The sequence below is a fragment of the Microbacterium sp. NPDC089189 genome (assembly GCF_040685095.1).
Classification (GTDB): Bacteria; Actinomycetota; Actinomycetes; order Actinomycetales; family Microbacteriaceae; genus Microbacterium.
The window spans coordinates 1-12,746 of sequence record NZ_JBFBHG010000046.1 but is presented as its reverse complement, the minus strand read 5'-3'; the positions used below and the strand labels follow the sequence as shown (position 1 = coordinate 12,746).

Genomic DNA, 12,746 nt, shown 5'->3' with positions numbered 1-12,746 from the left:
GCGCCGAGACAGCGGGTTAAACCCACCGTCTCGGCGCGAAAGTGCTGTCTCGCGGGTCGGGGTGACCGCAGCACCGCCGCGGCGGGTCAGGCGCGGGAGAGGGCCTCCGACAGCTTGACGCGGGCTCCCATGCGCAGGAGCGAACCGGAGTAGATGCGCGATCCGACCCAGATGGCGGCGGCGCAGGTGGCGATGAGCACCACGAGCGAGAGCAGGGGCTCCCACCACAGCACCTCGCCGAGGTACAGGCGCAGCGGCATCGCGACCGGCGCCGAGAACGGCACGTACGACATGATCGTCAGCACCAACGAGTTGTCGTTGAAGAAGATCACGAGGAAGTACGGCAGCATCACGAGGATCGTCAGCGGCGCCGTGGTCGAGCCGATGTCCTCCTGACGCGACACCATCGCCCCGGCCGCCGCGAACAGCGAGGCCAGCAGGATGAAGCCGAACAGGAAGAACACGGCGAACCAGACGAGCGGACCGCCGAGGCCGGTCAGCACCAGGTCTTGACCGGTCACCGAGAGCCCCACGATCGCTATCGCCGCGAGCACCAGGATCTGCGCCATCGCGAGCACCGTGTTGCCGATCACCTTGCCGGCGAGCAGTGCCCGCACCGGGATCGCCGAGATCAGCAGCTCGACGACGCGGGTTTGCTTCTCCTCCACGACCGACTGCGCGATCGTGCCGCCGAACGTCGAGGCGGCCATCAGGAACACGATCCCGAAGCCCAGTGCCACGAAGTAGCGCAGCAGGAAGTCGGTGCTCGACGGGTCGAGCAGGTGCACCGCGGGCGACTCGCTCAGCATCGACACGAGTCCCGAGGGAGCGGAGTCGTTCGCCACGATCGTGTAGTCGAACGGCGCGGATGCGGGGGCGGTGGCATCCGGCACCTCGCTCGTCGGGATGAGGGCGGCCTCGACGTCGCCGTTCTCGACCAGGTCGATGGCGGCGGATGCGGATGCGGCATCCGTCACGGCCAGGCCGTCGACGTCCTGCACGACGGAGCTCGTGTCGGAGGTCACCGCGATCTTGAGATCGTTCGAGGTGCCGGCGGCGAAGCCGCCCCAGACGACCGCGCCGAGGGCGACGACGAACAGGATGACGGTCGAGATGACGAAGGCCTTGCTGCGCAGACGCGAGCCGATCTCGCGCTCAGCGACCAGCCAGATGCTCTGGGCGGTGGACGGAGCGGCGGGGATGCGGGTATTCATCGGATGACCTCCCGGAAGATCTGGGCGAGCGTGGGGTGCTGCGGGATGAAGGCGTCGACCTCGCCGGATGCGGCCGCGCGCTGCAGGACGCGGCGGGCGACGGCCGGGTCGGCGTCGAAGACGGCCTGACCGCCGGCGAGTTCGAGCACGGTGACCTCGTCGATCTCGCGGAGCCAGCCGAGGTCGTCCGTGGTGGAGATCTCGAACCGGGGCACGGAGTGGGCGGCGCGGAGCTCGGCGCGGGTGCCGGCGGCGCGGATCGTGCCGCCGGCGATGATGACGAGGTCGTCGCAGAGGCGCTCGACGACGTCGAGCTGGTGCGAGGAGAACAGCACGGCGGCCCCGGCGGCGGCACGCTCCTGCAGCACACCGGCCACCACCTCGACCGCGAGCGGGTCGAGGCCAGAGAACGGCTCGTCGAGGATGAGCACCTCGGGGTCGTGCACGAGGGCGGCGGCGATCTGGGCGCGCTGCTGGTTGCCGAGCGACAGCGTCTCGATGAGATCGCCCAGCCGCTCGCCGAGACCGAGGCGCTCGAGCAGAGCCTCGGCGTTGGCGGTGGCCTGCGCCTTGCTGTACCCGTGGAGGCGCGCGAGGTAGGCGATGTGCTCGCCGACCTTCATCTTCGGGTACAGCCCGCGCTCCTCGGGCATGTAGCCGAAGCGGCGGCGGTCCTCGGGCGTGACGGGCGTGCCGTTGAGCTGGACGGATCCGCCGTTCGAGGCGAGCACACCGAGGGCGATGCGCATGGTGGTGGTCTTGCCGGCGCCGTTGCCGCCGACGAAGCCGGTGAGCCGGCCGTCCGCGACCGTGAAGCCGACATCATCGAGCACGCGCCGCGAACCGTAGTTCTTGGTCACTCCTGTGAGCTGGAGCATGGATCCTCCTTCGTCCGTGCTTCGACGCTACGGACGATGGATGCGGCGCACCTCCGCCCACGGGCGGGTTGTGGGCATCCCCCGCCAGGCGGAGCGGTCTCCGCCGGGGCGGGATGAGGCAGCCGACCCTGCCTCCGACGGGTCGGCGGCAGGGTCAGGCGAGGCCGTGGCGGTGCGCGATGACGACCGCCTGCACGCGGTCGCGCGCGCCGAGCTTGGCGAGCACGTTCGACACGTGCGTCTTGACCGTCGCCTCGCCGATGAACAGTCGGGCGGCGATCTCGCCGTTCGACAGCGCGTCGGCCATCAGCTTCAGCACCTCCGCCTCGCGGTCGGTGAGCGCGGCGGCGAGGGGAGGGGGAGCGGGGGCCGTCGGCGGGTCCGCCACATCCCCCGCCGAGAAGCGGGCGATGACGCGACGGGTCACCTCGGGGGCGAGCAGGGCGTCGCCCGCCGCGACCACACGCACGGCCGAGACGAGTTCCTCGGGACCGGCGTTCTTGAGCAGGAAGCCGCTCGCGCCGGCCTCGAGCGCGGTGAAGAGGTAGTCGTCGCGGTCGAAGGTCGTGACGATCAGCACGGCCGAGCGCACCGTCGGGTCGGCGACGATCCGGCGGGTGGCTTCGAGCCCGTCCATGTCGGGCATCTGCACGTCCATGCAGATCACGTCCGGCTGCAGGCTCGTCGCGAGCGCGACGGCCTCGGCGCCGGTGGATGCTTCGCCCACCACGGTGACCGTGCCCTCCGACTCGAGGATGGCCCGGAAGCCGGCGCGCATCATGGCGTGGTCGTCGGCGAGGACGACCCGCACCGCGCTCACGCCGACGCTCCCGTCGGAGTGGACGATTCGACCGGGGCGTCCGCGTCGACCGAGGTGTCGGCACGGGCATCACCCGGCGCGTCAGCCGCCGCATCCGCCGGCGGGACCGACGGCGCGGGCAGCGGCGCCGCATCCGGCAGCGGCATGCGGGCGCGCACCACGAATCCGCCGGTCGAGCGCGGGCGCATCTCGATCGTCCCGCCGGAGGCCGCGGCGCGCTCGCGCATGCCGGTGTGCCCCATGCCGGGCGTCGGCTCGGCGACGACCCGGCCCGTGTTCGAGACCTCCAGCTCGACCGCGTCGGCCGCGTAGCGCACGCGCACGTCGGCCCGGCTGTCGCGGCCGCCGTGCCGCCGGGCGTTGGTCAGGGCCTCCTGGGCGATCCGGAACAGATTGACCTGCATCGTGTCGGGCACCTGCAGCGGCGCCCCGACGGTGCGCAGTTCGGTGGGCAGCCCCGCGGCCGTCGCGCTGGCGACGAGGGCGGGAAGGCCCGAGAGGCCCACGGTCGTGGGTGCCGTGTCGGCGTCGTCCGGCGACATCCGCAGGGTCTCGAGCAGATGGCGGAGCTCGCTCAGCGCCGATCGTGCGGCGGTCTCGACCTGCGCGAGGGTGGCGGCGGCCGCATCAGGGTCCTTGGCCATGATCGTGCGCGCCACGCCGGCCTGCACGCCCATGAGCGAGACGTGATGGGCCACGACGTCGTGCAGTTCGCGGGCGATCCGCACGCGCTCGAGCTCGACGGCCTGCGCCGCGGTGCGCTCCCGTTCCCGCTCGAGCTCGGCGGTGCGTTCCTCGAGCTGGCGGCGCTGCTCGAGCGCCGCCCAGGTGCGCTCGCCGAAGAGGTAGGCGCCGCCGAAGTACAGGGCGTTCAGCAGCAGCTGCAGCAGCGTGTAGGCGACGTACGGCGAGAACGCGCCCGCGCGCGAGAAGCCCGCGTCCTCGGGCACCGTGCCGGTCGCATCGATGAACATCGTGATGAGCAGCCACGCGAACATGCCGATGATGATGCCGATGCGCGTCCACATCGCGCGCTTGCGGTTCGGCGACCAGGCGCCCACCGTGTAGATCGCGATGAACATCGCGATGTTGCCGGCGTAGAGCTCGGGCACCCGCAGCGTCACCGCCGCGAAGTAGGCGACCGAGACGATGACCGCCACGGTGGCCGGCCACCGACGGCGGAACGCCAGCGGGATCGCGACGACGAACGCGTAGGCCACCGCCCACGCCATGCTCGCCTGGGCGGTGCCGTAGATGCCCGAGACCGACGAGAGGGTGGCGCTGACCAGAGCGCCGACAAGGAGCGCGGCGGCGAGGAGGATGTCGCCGCGCTGTTGCGCGGGGGTGAGCGGCAGCATCCGTCCACGCTACGCTGCCGCCTCCGCCGGGTGCCTCCCCCGCGAGACGGATGCGGGGCGCCCGCCCGTCGTCATCTTCCGTATTCAGTCGTCATCTTCCGTATTCATAGGAATAGGTCGCGCGTCGACGCCGGTTGCCCCCAGGGGGCACCCCCCGCCCCGGCCCCACGTAGAAGGAGTTCCCGTGAGCGAATACACCATCGGATACATCGTCGGCAGTCTGTCGAGCACGTCGATCAACCGCCGCCTCGCCAAGGCGCTGACCAAGGTCGCCCCCGAGGGCGTCACCCTGGTCGAGATCCCGATCGCCGACCTGCCGTTCTACTCGCAGGACCTCGAGGCCGACTTCCCCCAGGCGGCCACCGACTTCAAGCGCGCGATCGCCGACGTCGACGGTGTCGTCATCGTGACCCCCGAGTACAGCCGTTCGATCCCCGGTGTGCTCAAGAACGCGCTCGACTGGTCGGCGCGCCCCTACGGTCAGGCGTCGTTCGCCGACAAGCCGACGGCCGTCATCGGCACCTCGGGCGGTCCGATCTCCACGGCGCCCGCGCAGCAGCACCTGAAGAACATCCTCAGCCACTTCAACTCGCCGACGCTGGGGCAGCCCGAGGGCTTCATCCAGTCGCTTCCGGGCCTGTTCGCCGAGGACGGCGAGATCTCGAACGAGGAGACGGCGGGCTTCCTCGCCGGCTACCTGTCGGCCTTCACGCGTCTGATCGACCGCTACCGCGACTGATCCCGGCGGCGTGACGCGTGGGGGAGGTCGACGGTGTTCGATCACCCCCACGTCGTTCACGCGTCGGATGCTTGACGCCTGTCGCGCGGTTCGCGACGATCGCCTGTGAGTGCGGTGTCGGACGGATGCCGACCGATCGAGGAGCCGAGATGACCCAGATCTTCGTCAACCTGCCGACCGCCGATCTCGAACGGAGCGTCGCGTTCTACTCCGCGCTCGGCGCCGAGATCAATCCGCTCTTCTCCGACGAGAACGCCGCGTGCGTCGTCTGGGACGAGAGCATCTACTTCATGGTGCTCACGCGCGAGTACTTCGCGACGTTCACCGACAAGCAGGTGGCCGACACCTCCACGACCGCGCAGGTGCTGGTCGCCCTCAGCCGCGACTCGCGCGACGACGTCGACGACGTGGTCGACAAGGGGCTGGCCGCCGGCGGCAGCGAGCCGCGCGAGCCGCAGGACCACGGCTTCATGTACTCGCGGGATCTGGAGGATCCTGACGGCAACATCCTGGAGTTCCTGTGGATGGAGCCCGTCGCCGCCGAGCAGGGGCCCGAGGCGTTCCTCGCGGACGGCGCCTGAGCGCTCGCCCCGCGGCTGCGCTCAGCCGAAGATCATCGGCCGGTCGTCGTCGTCCTCGGGACCGGTGAGGTCGAGGTCGACGACGACGGGAACGTGGTCGCTGGGGATCTCGCCCTTGCGCTCGTCGCGGTGGATGGCGGCGCCGGTCACCGCCTCGGCCAGGGCGTGCGAGCCCAGCACGAAGTCGATCCGCAGACCCTCGTTGCGGGGGAAGCGCAGCTGCTTGTAGTCCCAGTAGGTGTAGCCGGTGGGAACCAGCGGCCGGACGACGTCCTGCAGTCCCGCGGCCTCCAGCGCCCGGAACGCCTCACGCTCGGGCGGCGAGACGTGGGTCGTGACGCCCTCGACGATGGTCGGGTCGCCCACGTCGGCGTCGGTGGGAGCGATGTTGAAGTCGCCCACGAGCGCGAGCGCCAGGTCGGGGTCGGCGCTCAGCGCGCCGCGCGTGTACTCGGTGAGGGCGGAGAGCCAGTCGAGCTTGTAGAGGTAGTGCGGGTCGTCGAGCGAGCGGCCGTTGGGCACGTACAGGCTCCACACGCGCACGCCGCCGACGGTCGCGCCGATGGCGCGCGCCTCCTGCGGGGCCCCGGGGCCCTCGTGGCCCTTCAGGAAGCCGGGCATCTCGGGGAACGCGTGCTCGACGTCCTCGAGCGGCTCGCGGCTCGCGATCGCGACGCCGTTCCACTGGTTCAGCCCGTGCGCCTCGACGTGATAGCCCGCCTCTTCGAACGCGGCGTAGGGGAACTGCTCCGGCTTGCACTTGATCTCCTGCATCGCGAGCACGTCGATGTTCTCGCGGACGCAGAACTCGACGGTGCGCACGACCCGCGCGCGGATGGAGTTGACGTTCCAAGTGGCCAGACGCATGACGACCAGCCTAGGACGCGGCCGGACTCCGACGCGCGGCGGGGTTTGTCCCGGCGCCCGGGCGGGCGGGCATACGGCGCCCATCGGTAGCGTGCGGTCATGGACACCGCCGTCGTCCCCCGGAGCCTCCGCATCCTCCTCCTCGTCGTGGCGTGGTTCTCCGCCGTCTCGGCGCTCGTCGGGATGGTGGGGCTCACGGTCGGCGGCGGGATGGGGCTGCCGCCGGAATGGCTCGCCGGGTCGCCCTTCGACGGCTATCTCTGGCCGGGCGTCATCCTGGGGGTCGTCGTCGGCGGCACGCAGGTGCTCACGCTCGTCGCGCAGTACCGGGGCTACGCGCTGGCCGCGGGGCTGCACGCGGCGGCGGGGCTGGTCATGATGATCTGGATCTTCGTCGAGATCGCGGTGATGCTCGTGTGGTCGCCGCTGCACGGCGTCTACTTCGTCGCCGGCCTCGCACAGGTCGTGCTGGCCGTCCTCGCGCTGGGCGCATGGCCCCGGCCGTTCCTCGCCCGCTCGGGGGAGCGCCCGCACCGCCCGTAGACTCGACGCCGTGACCGCCGCATCCACGCCCGCACTCGAAGCCGACCGCCAGGCACTCATCGCCCTCATCCAGGACGAGGCGGTGTTCCACGGGGACTTCACGCTCTCCAGCGGCAAGAAGGCGACGTACTACGTCGACATGCGCAAGCTCACGCTCGACCACCGTGCGGCCCCCGCGATCGGACGCATCATGCTCGACCTCGTGTCGGGCATCGACGGCATCGTCGCGGTGGGCGGCCTGACGCTCGGCGCCGACCCCATCGCCAACGCGGTGCTGCACGAGTCCGTGCACGCGGGGACCCCGCTCGACGCGTTCGTCGTGCGCAAGGAGCCCAAGGACCACGGCCGCGGTCGTCAGATCGAGGGCGCGGATGTCGCGGGCAAGCGCGTCGTCGTGGTGGAGGACACCTCCACCACCGGGCAGTCCGCCCTGAAGGCCGTCGAGGCGCTGCGGCGCGAGGGCGCCGTGCCCGTCGCCGTCGCGGTGATCGTCGATCGCAAGACCGGCGCTCAGGCCGCGGTCGAGGCGGAGGGCCTGCAGTGGCTCGCCGCGATCGACCTCGACGACCTGGGCCTGAAGCCCCAGTAATCTCCTGCGGAAGAGAGATGGATCGGAGCAACCCGTGGACGATCGCACTCTGGTGCTCGCCGTGTCGGCGGTCATCCTGCTCGGCACGATGGTCGCGTTCCTCGTGCAGTGGATGCGGCGCGACCGCGACGACGATTGACCGCGCCGGCGCGGTGAGGGGTCAGATCCCCTCGGGCATCTCGGATTCGAGCGGCTCGGGCGCGACCAGGTCGGCCACGGAGTCGAGGATCTCGTCCGGGCGGAACGGGTAGCGCTCGACCTCGGTGCGGTCGCTGATGCCGGTGAGCACGAGCACGGTGTGCAGGCCCGCCTCGATGCCCGCGACGACATCCGTGTCCATCCGGTCGCCGATCATGCCGGTGGTCTCGGAGTGCGCGCCGATGCGGTTGAGGGCCGAGCGGAACATCATCGGGTTCGGCTTGCCCACGACGTAGGGCTCCTTGCCCGTCGCCTTGGTGATCAGCGCCGCGAACGAGCCGGTCGCCGGCACCACGCCGTTCGGGGTCGGGCCCGTGGCGTCGGGGTTCGTGACGATGAAGCGGGCGCCGGCGTTGATGAACCGGATGGCCTGGGTGATGGCCTCGAACGAGTACTGCCGCGTCTCGCCCACCACGACGTAGTCGGGCTGCGTCTCGGTCATGACGAACCCGGCCTCGTGGAGCGCTGTGGTCAGGCCCGATTCGCCGATGACGTACGCGGTGCCGTTGGGCAGCTGCGACTTGAGGAAGTCGGCCGTCGCCAGGGCGGAGGTCCAGATGCGGTCCTCGGGGACGTCGAGGCCCGAGCGTGCCAGACGTGCGCTCAGATCGCGCGGGGTGAAGATCGGATTGTTCGTGAGGACCAGGAACGGGGTGCCGGTGTCGCGCCACTGCGCGAGCAGCTCCGCGGCTCCGGGAACGGCCTGATTGTCGTGCACGAGCACGCCGTCCATGTCGGTCAACCAGCACTCGATGTCGTCGCGCGTGCGCATGACCACAGCCTAGGCCCGCGCGCCCGCGCTCGCCGTCCCGGCGGGGTGTCGGCGGCGGCCGGCCGGGTGCCGGGCGGCGGCAACCTACCCTGCCGTCGCCCGGTGCGGAAGGGCGCGATCCGGGTGTGCGCGGGCGCACTAATGTCGTTCCCGTGAGCGCGCACGCGGCGGACTGGGATCCGCGCCGGCTGCCCGACCTGACCGGGCGCATCTACCTGATCACCGGCTCCAACGCCGGTCTCGGGTTCTTCGCGAGCGAGCAGCTCGTCGGTGCGGGCGCGCATGTGATCATGACCGGCCGCAACCCCAATCGCCTCGCCACCGCGCGCGCCGCCGTCGCCACGCGCGCACCGGATGCGCCGGGATCTGTCGAGACCCTCCTGCTCGACACGAGCAACCTCGGATCGGTGCGGGCCGCGGCCGCGACCGTGCGCCAGAAGGGGCGCCTGGACGGGCTGCTGCTCAACGCGGGCTCGGTGCATCCGCCCGCCACCCGTCAGACCACGCGCGACGGCAACGAGCTCGTGCTCGCCACGAACGCCCTCGGGCACTACGCGCTCGCCGGCGCGCTGCTGGGAACCCTCGCCGCCCGCCGCGGCCGCATGGTGTGGCTCGGCAGCATGTCGACCTCGCTCTGGTCGTACGACCCCGTCGACCCGCAGCTCGTCGAGCGCTACAGCCCGTGGCGCGCGTACGTGCAGTCCAAGGTCGTGACGACGGCGGTAGGCCTCGAGGCCGACCGCCGGCTGCGCGAGGCCCACGTGCCGGTGCGCAGCATCGTCGCCCACCCGGGGTACGCCACCAGCGGCCGCACCACCGGCATCCGCGGGGTGAACGAGCCGTCGCGGATGGGGCGATTCGCCGACAACCTGCAGGCGCCCATCACGCAGTCCAAGCAGCAGGGAGCGTGGCCGCTCGTGCGGGCGCTCGTCGACCCCGACGCCCAGGGCGGCCAGCTGTGGGGGCCGAGCATGGTCGTGCGCGGCACGCCGCGGCTGGCGACCCCCGCCAAGCTCACGAGCGACCCCGCCGTGGGCGAGCGTCTCTGGCTCATGTGCGAGGCCGCCACGCGCCTGCGCTGGCCCTTCGAGTCCGCCCGCCGCTGACCCGCGGGGGTCGCACGTGTGGCGGTGCTGAGCGGAGGAGATCGAGCCGCGGGAGGAGCGTCTGCCAGGTTTCGATCCTCCGCTCGCAGGATCTCCTCCGCTCAGCGGCGGCAGTGGCGGACCCGAACCAGCACGAACACCCCGACGTGCCCGAAACAGGTGGATGAACGGGGCGGATGCGGTGGGTCAGGCGGTGAGCCAGATCATGCCGAGCGCGGCCGCGGGCACCGGAACGTCGCGGTCGGCGATGCGCAGCACGAGATCGGGGGCGCCGCGCGTGACGGTCGCCTCGCCGTCGATCACGAGGCCGCTCTGCTCGAGTTCGCGCAGCAGGTCGGGGTCGCGGTCGTTGACGCGCAGCACGCGTCCGACGTGGCCGACGGCCGCGTCGCCCAGGACGACGAAGGGCACGCGGTCGGTGTTGCCCGCGGCATCCGGGATCGCGTCGCCGTGCGGATCGAAGCGGGGGCGCCCGAGGCGCTCGTCGATGCGGTCGAGCAGGCGGTCGCTGAGCGCGTGCTCGAGCACCTCGGCCTCGTCGTGCACCTCGTCCCAGGTGTAGCCGTACTCGCGCACGAGCCACGTCTCGACGAGGCGATGGCGTCGCACGATCGCCGCGGCGCGCAGGAGGCCCGCGTCGGTGAGGGTGATCGGTCCGTATCGGCGGTGGCTCACGAGTCCCGCGGCGGCGAGCTTCTGCACCATCTCGGTGACGCTCGAGGGCGCGAGCCCGAGCTGCTGAGCCAGCTGCGAGGGCGTGATGCGCTCGTCCTGCCACTCGGTGTGCTGGTACACGACCTTCAGATAGTCGTCGACCGCGGCGGAAGTGGGCACCGACTCAGGCTACCGGGCGCACCGCGGCTAGCCTGAGTCGGTGACACACGACCCGACCGCCGACGAGCCGACGGATGCGGCGCCGCCCCGCGGGGAGGACGACACCGCGCCGCTGCACGGCGTGGGTCCCTGGCCCGGCGGACCCGAGGCGTGGCCGACCGATGACCGGTTCGATCCGCAGCTGCTGGCCGAGGGCGATCGGCGGAACGTCGTCGACGCCTACCGCTACTGGCGGATGGAGGCGATCGTCGCCGATCTCGATGCGCACCGGCATCCGTTCCACGTCGCGATCGAGAACTGGCAGCACGATATGAACATCGGGTCGATCGTGCGCAGCGCCAACGCATTCGGCGCCGCCGAGGTGCACATCGTGGGGCGGCGCCGCTGGAACAAGCGCGGCGCGATGGTCACCGACCGGTACCAGCACGTGCGCCACCACGAGGATGTCGCGGCGTTCACGGCATGGGCCGCGTCGGCCGATCTGCCCGTCATCGCGGTCGACAACGTGCCCGGATCGGTGCCGGTCGACCGCGCCGAGCTGCCCGAGCGCTGCGTGCTCGTGTTCGGGCAGGAGGGCCCCGGGCTCTCGGATGAGGCGGTGGCCGCGGCATCCGGTGTCGTCGAGATCGCCCAGTACGGCTCGACGCGCTCGATCAACGCCGCCGCCGCGGCGGCCGTCGTGATGTACGAATGGTGCCGCCGCTGGGCCTGAGCCCGCGCGTCCACCTCGCGAGTGAGCACTCGTTCGGCGAGTGAGCATCCGATCGGGTACTCACTCGCCGAATGGATGCTCACTCGCGGCGCGGGCGGCGCGGGCCTCCGCGGGCGGCGCGGGCCTCAGGCGCCGGCGGTGAGCCAGGCGGTGCCGCGCACCCGCCACCCGAGGGTGACCAGCCGCGCGAGCATGTAGACGCCGAAGAACGCGACGGCCAGCCACGCCAGACCGGGGGCGCCGGCCGCGCCCACCCACACGAGCAGCAGCAGTGACGGAACGAACGGCACGAGGTTCGCCAGGCCCGCGAGCGCCAGGTACTTGCCGTCGCCGGCGCCGATCAGCACGCCGTCGAGCACGAACACCAGCCCGCACACCGGCTGCGCGATGGCCAGCACGATGAGCGCGGGCTGCACGAGCGCGGCGATGGTCGGATCGGACGTGAAGACCAAGCCGATGACGCCCGACGCTGCACCGATGCCGAGCCCCACGATGACCCCGAACCACACGCCCCAGGCCGCGGTGCGCCCCAGCACCCGGCGCACGAGCGCGGCATCGCCCTCGCCGAGCGCCTTGCCGATCAGCGCCTGGGCGGCGATGGCCAGGGCATCGAGCGCGAACGCGGCGGTCGAGAAGATCGTGAACGCGATCTGCCAGGCGGCGAGCTCGGGGGTGCCGAGGGCGGTCGCCACCGCCACGGTCGCGAGGAGCGCCGCGCGCAGCGAGACGGTGCGCAGCAGCATCCAGACGCCTGAGCGCGCGGCGCCCGTGACACTGTCGCGGCGCGGGCGGATGGCGGCGGAGTGCCGCCGGGCGAGGCGCGCGATGACGATCGCGTACGCGGCGACCATGCCCCACTGAGCGAGCACGGTGCCGGTTGCCGAGCCGGCGATGCCCCATCCGAATCCGTAGATGAAGAGCAGGTTGAGCAGGGCGTTGGCCGCGAAGCCGATGCCCGCGATCCACAGCGGGGTGAGGGTGTTCTGCATGCCGCGCAGCAGCCCCGTCGCGGCGAAGACGATGAGCATCGCGGGGAGTCCCCACATCGAGATGCCGAGGTAGGCCTCCGCATCCGCGGCGACCTCGGCCGTCGGGCCGAACAGCGACACGATGCCCGGGGTGAGCAGGTAACCGGCGACGGCGAGGACCGCGCCGAGTCCCAGGGCGAGCCACATCCCGTCGATGCCGGCCGAGACGGCGCTGCCGTGCTGCCCGGCGCCGAAGCGCCTGGCCACGGCGGGTGTCGTGGAGTAGGCGAGGAACACCATGAGGCCGACGATCGTCTGCAGCACCGCCGAGGCGATGCCGAGCGCCGCGAGGGGCACGACGCCGAGGTGGCCGATGAGCGCGGCGTCGACGATGAGGAACAGCGGCTCGGCGATCAGCGCCCCCAGGGCGGGGACGGCCAAGGCGAGGATCTGCCGATTGAGTGTCGCCGCCACATCCCGAGCCTATTGACCCTTCCCCCCGGCCGAGCGCACATCCCGTCGTCGAGCGCACATGGTCCGGGATGTGCGCTCGGTGACCGGATGTTG

At 71.6% G+C, this 12,746-nt stretch carries 14 protein-coding genes; 6 read left to right on the top strand and 8 right to left on the bottom strand.

The window, feature by feature from the left end; translation table 11 throughout:
• Nucleotides 1-86: 86 nt before the first annotated feature.
• The 4 genes from AB0N73_RS16090 to AB0N73_RS16075 all read right to left on the bottom strand — a co-directional run bounded on the left by AB0N73_RS16090 (nt 87) and on the right by AB0N73_RS16075 (nt 4,270).
• Entirely contained in the window at nt 87-1,214 is a 1,128-nt protein-coding gene (locus tag AB0N73_RS16090) for an ABC transporter permease (RefSeq protein ID WP_363565330.1), read from the bottom strand.
• Nucleotides 1,211-2,092 carry an ATP-binding cassette domain-containing protein gene (locus AB0N73_RS16085; protein WP_363565328.1) on the bottom strand — a complete coding sequence of 294 codons (882 nt, stop codon included), beginning with the start codon at nt 2,090-2,092 and terminating at the stop codon, nt 1,211-1,213. The genes AB0N73_RS16090 and AB0N73_RS16085 overlap by 4 nt, the downstream gene beginning before the upstream one ends.
• Nucleotides 2,093-2,246: 154 nt before the next feature.
• Complete coding sequence (locus AB0N73_RS16080; protein WP_363565326.1) at nt 2,247-2,912, bottom strand: response regulator transcription factor; 666 nt, start codon at nt 2,910-2,912, stop codon at nt 2,247-2,249.
• Nucleotides 2,909-4,270 (bottom strand): sensor histidine kinase, encoded by a 1,362-nt coding sequence (locus AB0N73_RS16075; RefSeq protein WP_363565324.1) that lies wholly within the window; start codon nt 4,268-4,270, stop codon nt 2,909-2,911. The genes AB0N73_RS16080 and AB0N73_RS16075 overlap by 4 nt, the downstream gene beginning before the upstream one ends.
• Before the next feature lie 184 nt (nt 4,271-4,454).
• On the opposite strand from AB0N73_RS16075, the gene AB0N73_RS16070 reads away from it, so the two are divergent.
• Nucleotides 4,455-5,009: an NADPH-dependent FMN reductase gene (locus AB0N73_RS16070; RefSeq protein WP_363565322.1), complete on the top strand. Its 555-nt coding sequence runs from the start codon at nt 4,455-4,457 to the stop codon at nt 5,007-5,009.
• A gap of 149 nt (nt 5,010-5,158) precedes the next feature.
• A complete protein-coding gene (locus AB0N73_RS16065) occupies nt 5,159-5,590 on the top strand; it encodes a VOC family protein (protein ID WP_363565320.1) in 432 nt (143 codons plus the stop codon).
• Nucleotides 5,591-5,611: 21 nt separating this feature from the next.
• On the opposite strand, the gene AB0N73_RS16060 is transcribed toward AB0N73_RS16065, so the two are convergent.
• Nucleotides 5,612-6,457, bottom strand: a complete 846-nt coding sequence (locus tag AB0N73_RS16060) for an exodeoxyribonuclease III (RefSeq protein ID WP_363565318.1) — start codon at nt 6,455-6,457, stop codon at nt 5,612-5,614.
• 99 nt (nt 6,458-6,556) lie between these two features.
• Between AB0N73_RS16060 and AB0N73_RS16055 the strand changes: the two genes are divergently transcribed.
• Nucleotides 6,557-7,000, top strand: a complete 444-nt coding sequence (locus AB0N73_RS16055) for a hypothetical protein (protein ID WP_363565316.1) — start codon at nt 6,557-6,559, stop codon at nt 6,998-7,000.
• Nucleotides 7,001-7,010: 10 nt separating this feature from the next.
• On the top strand, nt 7,011-7,589 hold the full coding sequence (gene pyrE / locus AB0N73_RS16050; RefSeq protein ID WP_363565314.1) for an orotate phosphoribosyltransferase: 579 nt from the start codon (nt 7,011-7,013) through the stop codon (nt 7,587-7,589).
• A 160-nt stretch (nt 7,590-7,749) separates the two neighbouring features.
• Here pyrE and AB0N73_RS16045 read toward each other — a convergent pair whose 3' ends face one another.
• Nucleotides 7,750-8,559 (bottom strand): HAD-IIA family hydrolase, encoded by an 810-nt coding sequence (locus AB0N73_RS16045; protein WP_363565312.1) that lies wholly within the window; start codon nt 8,557-8,559, stop codon nt 7,750-7,752.
• 152 nt (nt 8,560-8,711) lie between these two features.
• Between AB0N73_RS16045 and AB0N73_RS16040 the strand changes: the two genes are divergently transcribed.
• Nucleotides 8,712-9,665 carry an SDR family NAD(P)-dependent oxidoreductase gene (locus tag AB0N73_RS16040; RefSeq protein ID WP_363565310.1) on the top strand — a complete coding sequence of 318 codons (954 nt, stop codon included), beginning with the start codon at nt 8,712-8,714 and terminating at the stop codon, nt 9,663-9,665.
• 186 nt (nt 9,666-9,851) lie between these two features.
• Here AB0N73_RS16040 and AB0N73_RS16035 read toward each other — a convergent pair whose 3' ends face one another.
• Nucleotides 9,852-10,499 (bottom strand): metal-dependent transcriptional regulator, encoded by a 648-nt coding sequence (locus AB0N73_RS16035; protein WP_363565308.1) that lies wholly within the window; start codon nt 10,497-10,499, stop codon nt 9,852-9,854.
• A 112-nt stretch (nt 10,500-10,611) separates the two neighbouring features.
• Here AB0N73_RS16035 and AB0N73_RS16030 point away from each other — a divergent pair, with 112 nt between their 5' ends.
• A complete protein-coding gene (locus AB0N73_RS16030; protein WP_363565332.1) occupies nt 10,612-11,211 on the top strand; it encodes a TrmH family RNA methyltransferase in 600 nt (199 codons plus the stop codon).
• Nucleotides 11,212-11,336: 125 nt separating this feature from the next.
• Here the strand turns inward: AB0N73_RS16030 and AB0N73_RS16025 are convergent, their stop codons facing one another.
• Nucleotides 11,337-12,653: an MATE family efflux transporter gene (locus AB0N73_RS16025; RefSeq protein WP_363565306.1), complete on the bottom strand. Its 1,317-nt coding sequence runs from the start codon at nt 12,651-12,653 to the stop codon at nt 11,337-11,339.
• Nucleotides 12,654-12,746 lie beyond the last annotated feature (93 nt).

What these genes read in the sequence shown, in the direction of transcription:
- AB0N73_RS16090 (WP_363565330.1), bottom strand. Translation starts at nt 1,214, where the DNA reads ATGAATACCCGCATCCCCGCCGCTCCGTCCACCGCCCAGAGCATCTGG.
- AB0N73_RS16085 (WP_363565328.1), bottom strand. Translation starts at nt 2,092, where the DNA reads ATGCTCCAGCTCACAGGAGTGACCAAGAACTACGGTTCGCGGCGCGTG.
- AB0N73_RS16075 (WP_363565324.1), bottom strand. Translation starts at nt 4,270, where the DNA reads ATGCTGCCGCTCACCCCCGCGCAACAGCGCGGCGACATCCTCCTCGCC.
- AB0N73_RS16065 (WP_363565320.1), top strand. Translation starts at nt 5,159, where the DNA reads ATGACCCAGATCTTCGTCAACCTGCCGACCGCCGATCTCGAACGGAGC.
- AB0N73_RS16060 (WP_363565318.1), bottom strand. Translation starts at nt 6,457, where the DNA reads ATGCGTCTGGCCACTTGGAACGTCAACTCCATCCGCGCGCGGGTCGTG.
- AB0N73_RS16055 (WP_363565316.1), top strand. Translation starts at nt 6,557, where the DNA reads ATGGACACCGCCGTCGTCCCCCGGAGCCTCCGCATCCTCCTCCTCGTC.
- AB0N73_RS16045 (WP_363565312.1), bottom strand. Translation starts at nt 8,559, where the DNA reads ATGCGCACGCGCGACGACATCGAGTGCTGGTTGACCGACATGGACGGC.